The sequence below is a fragment of the Agrobacterium deltaense RV3 genome (assembly GCF_900013505.1).
In the GTDB taxonomy this organism is placed as follows: Bacteria; Pseudomonadota; Alphaproteobacteria; order Rhizobiales; family Rhizobiaceae; genus Agrobacterium; species Agrobacterium leguminum.
This window is the reverse complement of sequence record NZ_LT009745.1, coordinates 1,119,356-1,133,541: the sequence shown is the minus strand read 5'-3', so window position 1 is coordinate 1,133,541 and position 14,186 is coordinate 1,119,356. Positions and strand designations below refer to the sequence as shown.

At 60.4% G+C, this 14,186-nt stretch carries 14 protein-coding genes and 1 tRNA gene; 1 reads left to right on the top strand and 14 read right to left on the bottom strand.

What is annotated here, in order from left to right; translation table 11 throughout:
- Positions 1 to 7 precede the first annotated feature (7 nt).
- The 7 genes from AGR7B_RS05765 to AGR7B_RS05735 form a co-directional block, all read right to left on the bottom strand.
- Positions 8 to 1,018 (bottom strand): ABC transporter ATP-binding protein, encoded by a 1,011-nt coding sequence (locus AGR7B_RS05765; protein ID WP_065654031.1) that lies wholly within the window; start codon positions 1,016 to 1,018, stop codon positions 8 to 10.
- Positions 1,019 to 1,030: 12 nt separating this feature from the next.
- Positions 1,031 to 2,104: an ABC transporter ATP-binding protein gene (locus tag AGR7B_RS05760; RefSeq protein ID WP_080856225.1), complete on the bottom strand. Its 1,074-nt coding sequence runs from the start codon at positions 2,102 to 2,104 to the stop codon at positions 1,031 to 1,033.
- 139 nt (positions 2,105 to 2,243) lie between these two features.
- The gene (locus AGR7B_RS05755) at positions 2,244 to 3,149 is read right to left on the bottom strand and encodes an ABC transporter permease (protein ID WP_020810437.1); all 906 of its coding nucleotides are present in this window, start codon (positions 3,147 to 3,149) and stop codon (positions 2,244 to 2,246) included.
- Positions 3,139 to 4,083 carry an ABC transporter permease gene (locus AGR7B_RS05750; RefSeq protein WP_020810438.1) on the bottom strand — a complete coding sequence of 315 codons (945 nt, stop codon included), beginning with the start codon at positions 4,081 to 4,083 and terminating at the stop codon, positions 3,139 to 3,141. The genes AGR7B_RS05755 and AGR7B_RS05750 overlap by 11 nt, the downstream gene beginning before the upstream one ends.
- 72 nt (positions 4,084 to 4,155) lie before the next feature.
- Positions 4,156 to 4,644 (bottom strand): Cu(I)-responsive transcriptional regulator, encoded by a 489-nt coding sequence (cueR, locus tag AGR7B_RS05745; RefSeq protein WP_065654034.1) that lies wholly within the window; start codon positions 4,642 to 4,644, stop codon positions 4,156 to 4,158.
- 11 nt (positions 4,645 to 4,655) lie between these two features.
- Positions 4,656 to 5,666 (bottom strand): 2Fe-2S iron-sulfur cluster-binding protein, encoded by a 1,011-nt coding sequence (locus tag AGR7B_RS05740; protein WP_065654801.1) that lies wholly within the window; start codon positions 5,664 to 5,666, stop codon positions 4,656 to 4,658.
- A gap of 12 nt (positions 5,667 to 5,678) precedes the next feature.
- The gene (locus AGR7B_RS05735; protein WP_162934062.1) at positions 5,679 to 8,183 is read right to left on the bottom strand and encodes a heavy metal translocating P-type ATPase; all 2,505 of its coding nucleotides are present in this window, start codon (positions 8,181 to 8,183) and stop codon (positions 5,679 to 5,681) included.
- 253 nt (positions 8,184 to 8,436) lie between these two features.
- On the opposite strand from AGR7B_RS05735, the gene AGR7B_RS05730 reads away from it, so the two are divergent.
- Entirely contained in the window at positions 8,437 to 8,967 is a 531-nt protein-coding gene (locus AGR7B_RS05730) for a DUF4142 domain-containing protein (RefSeq protein WP_080856223.1), read from the top strand.
- A 10-nt stretch (positions 8,968 to 8,977) separates the two neighbouring features.
- Here the strand turns inward: AGR7B_RS05730 and AGR7B_RS05725 are convergent.
- The 7 genes from AGR7B_RS05725 to AGR7B_RS05695 all read right to left on the bottom strand — a co-directional run bounded on the left by AGR7B_RS05725 (position 8,978) and on the right by AGR7B_RS05695 (position 14,180).
- Positions 8,978 to 9,063, bottom strand: a tRNA-Leu gene (locus AGR7B_RS05725).
- Between the two features lie 134 nt (positions 9,064 to 9,197).
- Positions 9,198 to 9,926 carry a thermonuclease family protein gene (locus tag AGR7B_RS05720; RefSeq protein WP_080856222.1) on the bottom strand — a complete coding sequence of 243 codons (729 nt, stop codon included), beginning with the start codon at positions 9,924 to 9,926 and terminating at the stop codon, positions 9,198 to 9,200.
- Positions 9,927 to 10,089: 163 nt separating this feature from the next.
- Positions 10,090 to 10,623, bottom strand: a complete 534-nt coding sequence (locus tag AGR7B_RS05715; protein WP_003520813.1) for a MerR family transcriptional regulator — start codon at positions 10,621 to 10,623, stop codon at positions 10,090 to 10,092.
- Positions 10,624 to 10,897: 274 nt separating this feature from the next.
- Positions 10,898 to 11,236, bottom strand: coding sequence for an integration host factor subunit alpha (locus AGR7B_RS05710; protein ID WP_003502236.1), 339 nt, complete (start codon positions 11,234 to 11,236; stop codon positions 10,898 to 10,900).
- A 244-nt stretch (positions 11,237 to 11,480) separates the two neighbouring features.
- Positions 11,481 to 12,452: a beta-ketoacyl-ACP synthase III gene (locus AGR7B_RS05705; protein WP_059752548.1), complete on the bottom strand. Its 972-nt coding sequence runs from the start codon at positions 12,450 to 12,452 to the stop codon at positions 11,481 to 11,483.
- Positions 12,453 to 12,456: 4 nt separating this feature from the next.
- Positions 12,457 to 13,518, bottom strand: a complete 1,062-nt coding sequence (gene plsX / locus AGR7B_RS05700) for a phosphate acyltransferase PlsX (protein WP_035261625.1) — start codon at positions 13,516 to 13,518, stop codon at positions 12,457 to 12,459.
- A 98-nt stretch (positions 13,519 to 13,616) separates the two neighbouring features.
- The gene (locus tag AGR7B_RS05695; protein ID WP_080857003.1) at positions 13,617 to 14,180 is read right to left on the bottom strand and encodes a YceD family protein; all 564 of its coding nucleotides are present in this window, start codon (positions 14,178 to 14,180) and stop codon (positions 13,617 to 13,619) included.
- Between the last annotated feature and the right edge of the window lie 6 nt (positions 14,181 to 14,186).

The following is a 14,186-nucleotide window of genomic DNA, read 5'->3' as shown; positions in this document are numbered from 1 at the left end:
TTGTCTGTCAGCCCCATTCCCGCCAGCGATGGCAACGCGCGAAATGCTCGCCGGAAACGCCTTCCAGAACGGGTTCCACCTCGCCGCATATATCGGTCGCATATTTGCAACGGGTGTGGAATTTACAGCCGTTGGGAGGATTGAGAGGGCTTGGCAGATCGCCGTCCAGAAGCATCTCCGGTGCATATAACCCCGTCTCGTCCAGCATCGACGATGCTATGAGAGCCTTGGTATAGGGGTGCTTCGGCGCCCGGAAAAGCTCCTCCCGGTCGGCGATTTCAACGACACGTCCGAGGTACATGACCGCGATGCGATCGCAGAGATAACGCACCACGCGCAGATCGTGAGAAATCATCAGAACCGTCAAACCGTGACGGCGCTTCATGTCCATCAGAAGGTTCAGGATCTGCGTGCGCATTGAGGCGTCGAGCGCCGATGTCGGTTCGTCGCAGACAAGGAAGCTCGGATTGAGAAGCAGCGCGCGGCCGATGACGACGCGCTGCAACTGGCCGCCGGAACACTGGCTCGGATACCGATCGTAAAAAGAGCCATCCAGGCCGACCTCTTCCAGCATCCGGAAAACCCGGGCCGTGCGCTCCTCGCGCGTGCCGATGCCATGCTGGGCAAGCGGCGCCTCCATGCTCTGGCCGATACGCATGCGTGGATCGAGTGCGGAATAAGGGTCCTGAAACACCAGTTGCACGACCCGGCGCATACGCCGAAGCGCCTCGCCCTGCATGTGCAGCATATCGTTCTGCCCGATGCTGACCTCGCCTTTCGTTGCGTGGGTCAGCCGCGTAATCAGCCCGGCAACCGTGCTTTTGCCGCATCCGGATTCACCGACGAGACCAAGCACTTCCCCCTCGCCGATCGTCAGGGAAACATCGTCGACGGATTTCACCACACGGTGACCGAGACCCGATATGGGATAATATTTGCAAAGGTTCTTCGCGACCACGAATGGCCGCTTGCTGTTTTCCGCCGATGGCGGGGTCTGTGTCGTCGCTGTCGCTAGCATCGTCGCCCTCCCTCAGCAGACCGTGTGACTGGCATGATCGTGACCGGCATGATCGTGGTCGTGGCCGACCGCCCAGCACCGCGCCTTGCGTCCTTCGGGCAAGGCATTCAGATCCGGTTCCGAGGCCATGCAGCGGCCGCTCATGCCTGCCGAATTGGCAAGCGCGCAGCGCGGATGAAACCGGCAGCCGCAGGACATGTCATGGGCCTGCGCACTGGAGCCCGGGATCGTCAGCAACTGCCCCTCGCTGTCGGTGGTCAAAAGCGAACAACTGATGAGCGCCTTGGTATAGGGATGCTGTGGCGCCTGGAGGATCGCCTGGGTCGGCCCCTCCTCGACGATGCGGCCGGCATACATGACCGCGATCCGGTCCGCGAAGGCGGCGACGACCGAGAGATCGTGGGTGATGAGCAGCGTGGCAAGCCGGCGCTTGCGGCGTTCGTCATCGAGCAGGCGCAGGATTTGTGCCTGAACGGTGACATCAAGCGCCGTCGTCGGTTCGTCGGCGATCAGAAGCCGCGGATTGCCGGAGAGTGCGGCCGCAATCATCACACGTTGCGCCATGCCGCCGGAAAGCTCGTGCGCGAAGCATTGCGCCCGCGCCGACGGATCGGGAATGCCGACATCCGACAGAAGGCCGACGACCCGGTTAAGCGCGGCGTGCCGGCTCATTTTACGGTGGATCCAGAGCGGCTCCGCCACCTGCGTCCTCACCCGGCTGGTTGGGTCGAGCATGGCCTGCGGCTGCTGGAACAGCATGCTGATATCTGCGCCGCGCAGCGCATCGAGTTCGGAGGATGAAAGCGCGAGAATATCGCGACCGGCAAAGGAAATGCGGCCGGAATTGATTTCCGCGCCATGCGGCAAAAGCCGCATCAGTGACAGCGCCGTCATGCTCTTGCCCGACCCGGATTCGCCGACGAGAGCGACGACTTCTCCGGCGTTGACGGAAAGCGTCAGGCCCGAAATAACAAACTTGCGGCCATTTTGCGCCGGCACTGAAACGTGCAGGTCCTCTATCTCCAGAAGCGGTGCGCATTCAGGGGATATGGCCGTATTGGCAAGCGTTTGTCCTTCGATATTCATAAGAGTTCCCCTTATTTTTATTGAATCGGAGGCATTGCGTATTCTTCATGCGGCTTCAGACGATATTACTCTCCTTCCGGTTCCGTTGCGTCATCTATGTTTGACAATCGTCAAATCGACCATTGCCCGTTGGCAGGCGTCAATGACCGTTGGTTTTCTTCGTTTCCAGGTTCAGGCCATGGCCGATCCACGTCACGCTGAGCGCCGCCAGGAAAATCGCCAGACCCGGTGCAATGACGAGAACGGGCATCCGTTCCGCGTAAGCCTGCGCATCGGCCAGCATCAGCGCCCAGTCGGCCGCTGGCGGCTGTACGCCGAGGCCCAGAAACGACAATCCGCCCACCGTTATCAGCTTGTGGCCAAAGCGCAGGAACGCCACGGCCGCGATGGGCCAGATCGTGTTGGGAATGATATGCCGGAAGATGATGAAGCGCCGTGTGCAGCCGAGCACCTCTGCCGCGCGGATATATTCGCGGGAATTGATCGATAGCGTCAGCCCCCGCGCCAGCCGCGCAAAAGGTGTCCAGCCAACGATGGTCAGCGATGCGATCAGCGTGCCATATCCCGGACCGAAGATTGCGACGAGGAAAATCGCGATCACCACGTCCGGTATGGCGATGAGCAGGTCCACGATGCGCATCAGCACTTCGTCGAGGATGCCGCGGCTGCGGCCGCTGATGATGCCGATGAAGGTTCCGATCACCACCGACAGAATGACGGTGATGGCGGCAATCGTGACCGTGAAGCGGCCGCCGATCAACAGCCGGCTCAAGACATCGCGCCCGAGATGGTCCGTCCCAAGCCAATAGGCAGCGCTCGGCGCATTCAGCCTGAGCCGAAGGCTCTGCTTTGCCGGATCATAGGGCGAAATCCACGGCGCGATCACCAGCAAGAGGATGATGACGAGAAAAATCGCCGATCCCGCATAGAAGGTCCAGTGCCGGCGGCGGATGAAATCCGTGAAGCGGGCGAGGTTCGAAGGGCGCTTGGGCGTGGTCATCGGCATGGCGGCGGCAGACGCGCTCGGGAAGTGGCTAATGGTCATGGTGAGCTCGCATTGCTGGATTGATCAGGACATAAAAGCTGTCGGCGAGGGTATTGATCAGGATGGAGAGCGCCACGATGCAGATGAAACCGCCCTGCAGCATCGGAATATCGCGATTGACCACGGCGTCGTAGAGAAGCCGGCCCATGCCGGGAATGGCGAAGATGACTTCCACCACCACCGATCCGCCAAGCAGGCCGGCAAGCCACAGGGCGAAGAAGGTGACCACCGGCAGCGAGCCGTTGCGAATGCCGTGGCGCATGACCGTGCCATGCATGCCGAGACCGCGGCTGCGGGCCGCCGTGATATAGGGCGCGCGCAGAACTTCGGCCATTGCCGCACGCGTCACCTGGGTGAAATAGGCAAGCGGCCGCAGCGTCAGGGTCAGCGCAGGAAGCACCAGCGAACGCCAGCTATCCCATCCGGCCGAGGGCAGCCAGCCGAGATAGAGCGCGAAGACCAGCGCCGACATCGGCGCAAACCAGTATTCGGGCGTTGCAACGAAGGTCTGGATCATCAGCGTCGCGAAATTGTCCAGCCGACCGCCGGGACGCATCGCCGCCAGAGTGCCGAGCGGCAGGGCGACAGCCACCGCGACCGCCAGCGCCGTCAGCGCCAGCGTCACCGACACCCAGAGCGACCGCAAAAGCTCGGCGGCGACCGGCTGGCTGCTGGTGAAGGAAAATCCGAGATCGCCCCGCAGCGCGCCCGACAACCAGGCGAAATATTGCACATAGAGCGGGCGGTCCAGTCCGAGGCTGACCCTGAGCGCCTCGACCGCATGCGGATCGAGCGCCGTATCTCGCATGCGCGACATGAGAATGGTGCGGGCCGGATCGCCGCCCGCCATATAGGGCAAAAGAAACGCGATGACGGACACGATCGCCAGCATCAGGCACAGAATAAGGAAGCGCTGTATTATCTGTATCCACATGGCTTGGTCTCCTTCACCACAATTGGCGTCTGCACTGCAATCCACGCCCGTTTCCCAAAGGAAAACGGCCGCTTATTTCACCGGGCGCTGTAGATCCATCACCGGACCGGAGGTGCCCTTCAGCATTCCGGTGCGCTTGGGCACGATGGCCACGGTCGTAAAATCGATATCTTCGGCATGGGCGAGATCATGGATGATCGGGCAATCCGGCTCACCATTGTCAGGGCAATAGTTTGCGAGATTTCGCAGCGTGTCGGCCATCTCGCGAAGCGTATGCATCTTCGCTTCCAGATCGACGACATGTTCCATGACGATGCGTTTGACATCGCAGGAGGCGCCGCCCGGATCGCGCCAGAGCGTCATAAGCTGCCTGATCTTTTCGATGGAAAAACCGAGATCGCGTCCGCGCCGGATGAAACGCAGCGTTTCCAGATCATTGGCCGTATAGACCCTGTATCCGGACTCCGTGCGGTTTGCCGATTTGATCAGACCGATTGTCTCGTAATGCCTGATCATCTTCGCAGAAACACCGGATGCGGTGGCGGCTGTGCCAATATTCATCGATCCTGCTCCTATCTTTCCGGGGTGAAAAACACGTCTGCATGAATGTCGGCGGTGCGCATGCCGCGCGCCAGAAGCTGCGGCACCGTCGCCTCGATCATGGCCGGCGGGCCTGCAATATAGGCTTTCCAGCCATCGAGATCGTCGAAATCATCCGCCACGGCCGCACCGACATAACCGCACCGGATATTGGTATGTTCCTCATGCGAGAGAACCGGAACGAAACTCAGATTGCCATGCCGCGCGGCGAGATCGCCGAAGCGGTCGAGCATATAGAGATCACGCTCGGCGCGCGCGCCGAAATAGACATGAACCGGTCGTTCGCGGCCCGTTGCGAGCGCCGCCTCTACAACGGCCTTGACGGGAGCGAGCCCCGAACCGCCGGCAATGCCGAGGATCGGCCCGCAATGTTTTTCCCGCAGGAACGAAGAGCCGAAAGGCCCGACTATCGTGACGGGGTCACCCGCGCTTGCGAGCGAGAAGATGCGGCCGCTCGTCATGCCGCCGGGAACGTGCCGGATGTGGAATTCAATCAGTTCCTCATCCACCCTGCTGGCAATGGAATAATCACGCGGCGAACAATCGGGATAAAGCAGGCGCACATATTGTCCGGGTTTGAACGTAAACTGCCCGCGATCGTCAAGCCGGATGCGGATGAGCTTGATATCGTGCGTCACATCCAGCGCTTCCGCAACCACGCCCTCAAAGCGGCCGGTCGGAATATCGGCGATCTCATCCGCCCCGTCGAGCCAGCTGATCGTCATGTCGCTCAACGGCACGGCCCGGCAGGCAAGCGTCAGGCCATCGGCTTTTTCCTCTTCGGTCAAGGAGAAGGGCGTATGCTTGAGGAGATCGATTTCGCCGGAAATGAGATGCGACTTGCAGGCGCCGCAGCGGCCCATGCGACAGCCATGCGGATAAGTAACCCCTGCGGCCAATGCGGCCTGAAGCACGGTCTCACCCTGCGCCGCCATGATGCTGCGTCCGATCTGCGGCAGATAGATTGTGTTGCCGGGCGTCATCATGTCCGCCTCCTATTCGGCCGCTGCGAGCTGCATGCCGGACGATCTGTCCACCAGCGGCGCGCGGAAGCTTTTCAGGCGCAGCGCGTTCGTCAATACGAATACGCTGGAAAGCGCCATGGCTCCGGCGGCAAGGACAGGCGACAGCAGAACGCCGTTGACAGGATACAATATTCCGGCCGCCACGGGAACGAGAGCGGCATTGTAAGCGAAGGCCCAGAACAGATTCTGGCCGATATTGCGGATCGTGGCCTTGGAGAGCGCGATGGCGTTGGCGACGCCGCGCAAATCGCCGGACATCAGCACCACATCGGCGCTTTCAATGGCGACATCCGTGCCCGTGCCGATGGCAAGGCCGACATCAGCGGCGGCCAGCGCCGGCGCATCGTTGATGCCATCGCCGACAAAGGCGACACGTCGCCCGCCGGCAGCAAGCCTCTTGACGGCCTCCACCTTGCCGTCGGGCAGAACTTCCGCCACCACCTCGTCAATGCCGAGCCGACGGGCGATGGCTTCAGCGGTGCGGCGATTGTCACCCGTGATCATCGTGACCTTGAGGCCGAGCGCATGCAGCGCCGCAATCGCCTCCGGGGTCGTCTGCTTGACTGGATCGGCAACCGCGACGATCGCGGCCAGCCTGCCATCGACGGCGGCATAAAGCGGCGACTGCCCTTCCCTGCCCAGCCGCTCGGCATCGTCTGCGAACATCGCGACATCGTAACCGAGCTTGGCCATGAACCGGTCCGCGCCCGCTTCCACCCTTCGGCCGTCAACCGTTGCCGCAACACCAAAACCGGGGGTCGCCTCGAAGCCTTCCGCATCGGCAAGCGTCAGGCCGCCATGTTTTGCAGCCTCGACGATTGCTTCGGCAATCGGATGTTCGGAATGGCTCTCCAGCGAGGCGACGAGGCGCAACACCTCATCCGCATTGAAGCCCTCTGTCGTGGTAAAATGCACCAGTTTCGGTTTGCCGAGCGTCAGGGTGCCGGTCTTGTCGACGGCGATCACATCGGCATCCCGGAGCGTCTGGAGCGCATCGCCCCGGCGGAACAGCACGCCCATTTCGGCGGCGCGGCCGGTGCCGACCATGATCGAGGTCGGCGTGGCAAGGCCCATGGCGCAGGGACAGGCGATGATGAGCACCGCAACCGCATTGACGAGCGCAAAGGTCAAGGCCGGATCGGGCCCGAACATGAACCAGATGATGAAGGTGGCGAGCGCTGCCAGCATCACCGCCGGCACGAACCAGTTGGTCACCTTGTCCACCAGCGCCTGAATGGGCAGCTTGTCGGCTTGCGCCTCCTCGACCATGCGGATGATCTGGGCGATCAGCGTATCGGCGCCGACCTTGGTGGCGCGGAAGGTGAAAGAACCGTTGCGGTTGACCGTGCCGCCGACGACTTCGGAACCCGCCGCCTTGGTGACCGGCACCGGTTCGCCCGTGATCATCGATTCATCGACATAGGAAGAGCCGCTGAGGACCAGCCCATCGACCGGTACTTTCTCGCCGGGGCGGACGACGATCACATCGCCGGTGCGCACATCCTGCAACGGCACATCGATGGTTTCGCCATCGTGCAGCACGCGGGCGGACTTGGCCTGCAGGCCGACCAGCCGCTTTATAGCCTCGCTGGTGCGGCCTTTGGCGCGCGCCTCCAGAAAACGTCCGAGAAGGATGAGCGTGACGATGACCGCCGCCGCCTCGTAATAGACATTGGCCGTGCCGCTCGGCAGGACTTTGGGCATGAAGGTTGCGACAACCGAAAATCCCCAGGCAGCGGCGGTGCCCAGCACGACAAGCGAATTCATGTCCGGCGCCAGCCGCAGAAGTGCGGGTATGCCCTTTTTGAAGAAGCGCAGGCCGGGCCCGAACAGAACCAGCGTCGTCAGCGCAAATTGCAGATACCAGCTTTCCTGCATGCCGACCGTTTCCATCACGAAATCATGGATGGCAGGCACCAGATGCGACCCCATTTCCAGCACGAAAACGGGTAGCGTCAGAACAACGGCGACGGCGAGGCTGATTTTGAGGCTGCGCAGTTCCGCCTCGCGCTTGTCCTGCTCTCCATCCGTGGCTTTGTCGGCGACAACCTCGTTCGCCTTATAGCCCGCCCGTTTGATGGCATCCGAAAGGTTGGCCGCAGACGCGGCGTTGCCGGCGACGCGGACGGTGGCGCGTTCCGTCGCCAGATTGACGCTTGCACCGGAAACACCGGATACGGCCTTCAACGCCTTTTCGACACGTCCGACGCAGGAGGCGCAGGTCATGCCCTCAATATCGAGTTCGATGGTTTTCTCTTCGACGCTGTAACCGGCCTGCCGCACCGCCTCGATAACGGCCGGCACATCCGGCGGCCCGGAAAAGGAAATGTCGGCACGTTCCGTTGCCAGATTGACCGATGCTTTCAGAACGCCCGGCACCCTGGCAATCGCCTTTTCCACGCGGCCGACACAGGAGGCGCATGTCATGCCATCGATCGCAATCTGATGACTCGCCCGGATCTCCATTTGTGACATGCGTATGACCCCTCTTTTCTTGTGTTAAAAAAAAGATAGGGCTTCCCATCGTGGCAAGGTCAATAGGTTCTTTTTGATGATTTTCAAGTGACGATGCCGTGCACGTGAACGGGCGTTTTCCTGCCCGCAATGATGGAAAAATGGAAGTATTCCAAAGAGAAACGGCTGCGACGGAAGGTTTCTTTGGCGCCATGCGGGAACAATCCTTCCGTACCTCGGTTGGAAATGCCTCTAACCATCAGGAGGCAGATTGATGAAGAACACCATTTTCTCGTTAGCGCTCGCGCTGGTCGCCAGCACCGCCATGGCACAGTCCGCAACGGAGTCCACGGGCGTTAATTCCGCGCTCGGCGTTGCGCCCAAAACCGAAGACTTCATCCTGCAGGTTTCCGCAAGCGATCTCTTTGAAATCGAATCGAGCAAGCTTGCACTGACCAAAGGCGATGAGGCTATCAAGGCTTTCGCGCAGCAGATGATCACCGAACATGAAAAGACCAGCGCGGAGTTAAAGGCTCTTCTCTCCGGCGGCAAAGTAACGGGAACGCCCACGACCGCTCTGACTGACGATCACAAGGAAGAAATCGACGATCTGGCCAAACTCAACGGCGCGGAATTCAACGAGGAATACGTCGATGATCAGGTCGATGCGCACGAGGATGCGGTGGATCTTTTCAAACGATACGCTGACGGCGGCGACAATGTCGAGCTCAAGGCATGGGCGGCAAAAACCCTGCCGGCACTGCAACACCACCTGGAAATGGCCCAAGGTCTGGATAAGAAGTAAGGATGAGAGGTGGTGCGGACGGCGGGACTTGAACCCGCAAGACCAATGGTCGGCAGATTTTAAGTCTGCTGCGTCTACCGATTTCGCCACGTCCGCATTACCGCGCCTTACACCTTGCAGGCAAGCGCTGTAAAAAATCCGTCGTCTCCATGGCAGTCGGCCCAACGGCCGATCCCAAACGCGACGGGAGCCTCATCTACACAGGCCGGGCGGTTTCGGTCAACGGGGCCTTAGCCACACCAGGACTGATTTTTTGCGGAGATCGGATGCGCCAGCCCCTCCCGTATTAGCTGATCGGCGAAAGAAACGCCCGAACGTGAAAGCCGTTTGCGTTCCGTGGCTTGCCCACCCGCAGCAGCGGAGGACGCCACATCGAAGGCGCCGGCATTCAGCATGTCGCGAAGCCTGACCTTCGCAACGAAGCCGCGCTGGCGCTCTTCCATGCAGCGCGCCCGGTCGATCTGCGGCACTTCTATGCCGGCAAGCTGCATTTTCACGCCCTTCATCCAGAAGGTGTTGCCATCGGCCACGCAATTGTTGAGGCCGGAACGACCGCAAAAGGCAAAAGTACCGCTTTTTTCACCGAGCGAGATTTTTTCGACCGAAGGGCGCGTTTCCGGCAGGATAGCGGCAACCTGGCTCGGCTGCGAGGCGGATGGCATGGCGATCGGGCGCGGCGGCACCGGGCCGTTGCCGGGCAGAGCCGGCGATGCGGGGCGAATGGACGCCACTTTCTCCGGCGTGACGGAATCTCGCTTGGCCGCCGTCGCGACTTTCGGAGAACTCGTGACCGGGGATGTCGCCTTTGCAACATGCCGTTGCGGCAAAAGGCTGTCGCGATGTTCGTAAGCCTGAATGCCGCCGGCAACGACGCCCAGCATCAGCACCCAGGGCCAAACGCTGCCGCCACCCGATTTCTTCGCCGTGCGGCGTCGTGCTGTCGATTTTCGATTGCTCACGATCGGACTCCTTTTTACGGAGCCGCATTATCGGCCAAAGGAGTTTCCGAAAGGTTGGCATTGCCGGGCGTTTTCGTTTTTCGGAGAATCGGGAAAACGCCCTAACCCCTTGTTTTCTCGAATTGCCGAATGGAAAGCACGCAAATGAGCTGTGGATAAACCCTCAGCGAACCTGATCGAGAAGGCGCTTGCATTCGAGGAGATCGAACAGGGCTTCCTGCAAAAGCGCCTGGTCGTCCTTGCCAATGCTCGACTTGCCGACCGATATTTCCGCATCGCCGCCGCCACCGCCGAAGCCGAAAAAACGGCCGCTTGGCTTGGCCTTCGGACGGCCGACGACCTCGTCCCCATCGGTATCGACGACACGCGGTTCGGCGACTTCCTTTTCACCGCTCGCCGCCATGATGGCTTCCATGGTCGCAAGATCACCGGAGGCGATGGCCGCCACGAAGCGGTTGCCATTGGCTTTCAGCAGCTTCTGTACGCCCTTGATGGTGTAGCCATGGTCATAAAGAAGGTGACGAATACCCTTCAGGAGATCGATATCGTCAGGACGGTAATAACGGCGGCCCCCGCCCCGTTTCATCGGCTTGATCTGCGGAAAGCGTGTTTCCCAGAAACGCAGCACATGCTGCGGCAGGTTCAGCTCATCCGCCACTTCACTGATCGTCCGAAACGCGTCGGGGCTTTTATCCAAATTTCCACTCCCATCCGAACCGGAGCGCCATGCATCCGGCCGGACACTGAACGAGAACGCTTTTCTCCCGCCGGTCAAACACCGCGCAAAGTCGGTTACGACCCCGCGCCGACGCCGTTGCGGCGAGATACAAATCACTAAAATTGATTATGATGTGAGTCGACCGGATTTCAACGGCTTGCACGTTGAAATTCAAGTATGTTCACAAGAAGAATGGGGAAAAAGGCTTGCGATACGGCAAAAAAGCCGTGCTGCTTAGACCTTGCGAGAGGGATTACGCCCCGGCCTTCTGGCCCTTCTGCTTGGCCTTGCGGGCCGTATGGGCCTTCAAGATGCGCTGCTTCAGCACGTTCGAGGCCTTGAAGGTCATGACGCGACGTGGGGAAATCGGCACTTCCTCACCCGTCTTCGGGTTGCGTCCGATACGCTCGTTCTTTTCCCGGATCTGGAATGTCGCGAAGGAAGAAAGCTTCACGACTTCGCCACGGGTGATCGCGTTGCATATTTCGTCAATGATCGTTTCGACCAGTTCGGCGGATTCGGTGCGGGACAGCCCGACTTTACGAAACACAGATTCTGCAAGATCTGCGCGTGTCACTGTCTTCCCGGCCATTTTTCCCCACAAACCGTGTCTGAACTCTTCTCTAGGAGCCGCCGAGATTATTTCCCTTGTGGCGACCGGTCAAGGGATTGTTCCAGATTCATTTGAGGCTTTCGGCAATCAGTGCAAGGGCTTAGAGCGAGTGATACGGTTTTGACACAGGCTCCGGCCGCTCCGGCGCTTCCGATCGGGGCGTGAGCGCGAAAATCACAACCGATTTCGCGCCAGCGCCCCGGCAAATGCGGAAATCAGGCCTTTACCAGCGCAGCAGCACCGCGCCCCAGGTGAAGCCGCCGCCCATGGCCTCCAGCATGACCAGATCGCCCTTCTTGATGCGTCCGTCACCGGCGGCAACGGCGAGCGCCAGCGGAATGGAAGCGGCCGAGGTATTGCCGTGCTGATCGACGGTGATCACGACCTTTTCCGGGTCGATGTTGAGCTTCTTTGCAGAGCCGTCGATGATGCGCTTGTTGGCCTGATGCGGCACCAGCCAGTCGAGATCGTCGGACGTCGTGCCCGTCGCCTCGAAGGCCTGTTCGATGACGTCGGTGATCATGCCGACGGCGTGCTTGAACACTTCCCGGCCTTCCATGCGCAGATGACCGACGGTGCCGGTGGTGGAAGGTCCGCCATCGACATAGAGCTTTTCCTTGTGCGAGCCGTCGGAGCGAAGCTGCGCCGTCAGAATGCCGCGATCGGCAGAAGTGCCCTCGCCTTCGCCGGCCTCCAGAACCAGCGCGCCGGCTCCGTCGCCGAAGAGAACGCAGGTGGTACGGTCCTTCCAGTCGAGGATGCGCGAGAAGGTTTCGGAACCGATCACCAGAACGCGCTTGGCCATGCCGCCGCGAATATAGAGATCGGCGGTCGATACTGCATAAACGAAACCAGAGCAGACGGCCTGCATGTCGAAGGCGAAACCATGGGTCATGCCAAGGCGGTTCTGGATGTTCACCGCCGTTGCCGGAAAGGTGTTATCCGGGGTCGAGGTGGCCAGAATGATGAGGTCGATATCGTCGGGCGTCAGGCCGGCATTGTCGAGCGCGGCGCGCGCTGCCGCTTCGCCGAGCGACGCGGTGGTTTCACCTTCGCCGGCGATATAGCGCTGCTTGATGCCCGTGCGCTGCACGATCCATTCGTCGGAAGTCTCGACGACCCCTTCAATTTCGCTGTTGGTCATGACACGCTTCGGAAGCGCTGCCCCGAAACCACGAACTATAGAGCGGATCATTCCCTTATTCCTCGTCAGCCACGAGAGCTTCGGGCGCCGGGGGCGGAAGCCGTCTTGCGTGGTAAATCTTCAGATCATTTTCAATCTTGGCCGTGAGGCCGTTGTGGACCATGTCGTAGCCGACATCGACGGCGGAGGCAAAACCAATGGCATCCGTGCCGCCATGGCTCTTGATGACAATGCCGTTCAGGCCCAGAAACACGCCGCCATTGACCTTGCGCGGGTCCATCTTTTCCCTGAGTACGTCGAAGGCGCTTTTCGCCAGAATATAACCGATCTTGGCGAAGAAGCTGCGGGAGATCGCCTCACGCAGCAGCGTGGTGATCTGGCGGGCGGTGCCTTCGGCGGCCTTGAGTGCGATGTTGCCGGTGAAACCTTCGGTCACCACCACGTCCACCGTGCCCTTGCCGATATCGTCGCCTTCGACGAAACCGCGATAATCGATGGTGGCGAGATCGGCCTCGCGGATCAGCCGTCCGGCCTCGCGAACCTCTTCCTGACCCTTGACCTCCTCGACGCCGACATTGAGCAGGCCGACGGTCGGACGGTCGATATCGAAAAGCGCACGGGCCATGGCGCCGCCCATCAGAGCGAAATCCAGCAGCTGCTGGGAATCGGCGCCTATGGTGGCGCCGATGTCGAGCACGATGCTTTCGCCCTTCAGCGTCGGCCAGATGCCGGCGATTGCCGGGCGTTCCACCCGCGCCATGGTGCGCAAACAGAATTTCGCCATGGCCATCAGCGCGCCGGTATTGCCGGCGGAAACGGCGACATCCGCCTCGCCGAGCTTCACGGCCTCGATGGCGCGCCACATGCTGGAAACGTAGCGGCCACGGCGCAGCGCCTGGCTCGGCTTCTCGTCCATGCTGACCGAGACTTCACAATCGTGAAAGACCGACTTTTCCCGAAGCGCGGGATATTGTGCCAGAATGGGGTCGCATTTGCTCTTCTGCCCGTAGAGCAGAAAAGTTACATCGTTGTGCCGTTCAAGCGCCTTGGCAGCACCGGGTATGGCAACATCTGGGCCGAAATCGCCACCCATGACGTCAATTGCAATTCTGATCACTCGTCCCTTATCCTTCTTCCCGCCAAACAGCGGTTTTGCGCGAAAATACCTTTTCCGGCCTTCGTTACAATAAAATTATTTCAGCCCAACGGGGCCATTCAGTCTTTTTTCCAATCTTTGAGCACGGCAAAGGGCGACGGGCGCTTTTCTTCTTCAGGCTCTTTTTCGGCCGATTCGGCAAATTCCGCATCCGCTTTGCGCGGATAGGGATCGATCGCGAGCGCCGCAAATTCGGCAACCACCGCGCCGACATCGATGCTGTCGCCGGTGAACTGGTCGGGAATATCCGGGCCGTCGGGGTCGAGCACGATCTCGCCTTCCTCATTGGTCACCATCCGCGCCAGTTTCGAACCTTCCGGAACGAAAATCTGCTCGACGGTCTCATCGATCTTGCTCGAGACCGGCTCCAGCGTGACGACGCAGGATTGCGTTACCGCCGCATGCACTTCGCCCTTGATCTTCACGCCATCCTTCTTCCAGCGGGAAACCTGCAGCTCCGCCTTCAGATATTCGACGGAAACCACATTCCAGAATTTCGCCAGCGCCTTCAGTTCCTCGGCACTGGCTTCGAGACCAATCCTGACCGGATTGGCGGAAATATGGCCTACCTTTACGGGATAGGAAAAAGGCAGGTCGTCATTTGCAGGGTGTCGCGCGTTCATCGTGAA

Excerpts from the sequence above, each read along its gene's own strand:
- AGR7B_RS05760 (WP_080856225.1), bottom strand. The coding sequence starts at position 2,104 with ATGAATATCGAAGGACAAACGCTTGCCAATACGGCCATATCCCCTGAA.
- AGR7B_RS05755 (WP_020810437.1), bottom strand. The coding sequence starts at position 3,149 with ATGACCATTAGCCACTTCCCGAGCGCGTCTGCCGCCGCCATGCCGATG.
- AGR7B_RS05705 (WP_059752548.1), bottom strand. The coding sequence starts at position 12,452 with ATGATCCGCTCTATAGTTCGTGGTTTCGGGGCAGCGCTTCCGAAGCGT.
- AGR7B_RS05765 (WP_065654031.1), bottom strand. The coding sequence starts at position 1,018 with ATGCTAGCGACAGCGACGACACAGACCCCGCCATCGGCGGAAAACAGC.
- AGR7B_RS05735 (WP_162934062.1), bottom strand. The coding sequence starts at position 8,183 with ATGTCACAAATGGAGATCCGGGCGAGTCATCAGATTGCGATCGATGGC.
- AGR7B_RS05695 (WP_080857003.1), bottom strand. The coding sequence starts at position 14,180 with ATGAACGCGCGACACCCTGCAAATGACGACCTGCCTTTTTCCTATCCC.
- AGR7B_RS05730 (WP_080856223.1), top strand. The coding sequence starts at position 8,437 with ATGAAGAACACCATTTTCTCGTTAGCGCTCGCGCTGGTCGCCAGCACC.
- cueR (WP_065654034.1), bottom strand. The coding sequence starts at position 4,644 with ATGAATATTGGCACAGCCGCCACCGCATCCGGTGTTTCTGCGAAGATG.
- AGR7B_RS05740 (WP_065654801.1), bottom strand. The coding sequence starts at position 5,666 with ATGACGCCCGGCAACACAATCTATCTGCCGCAGATCGGACGCAGCATC.
- AGR7B_RS05710 (WP_003502236.1), bottom strand. The coding sequence starts at position 11,236 with ATGGCCGGGAAGACAGTGACACGCGCAGATCTTGCAGAATCTGTGTTT.
- AGR7B_RS05750 (WP_020810438.1), bottom strand. The coding sequence starts at position 4,083 with ATGTGGATACAGATAATACAGCGCTTCCTTATTCTGTGCCTGATGCTG.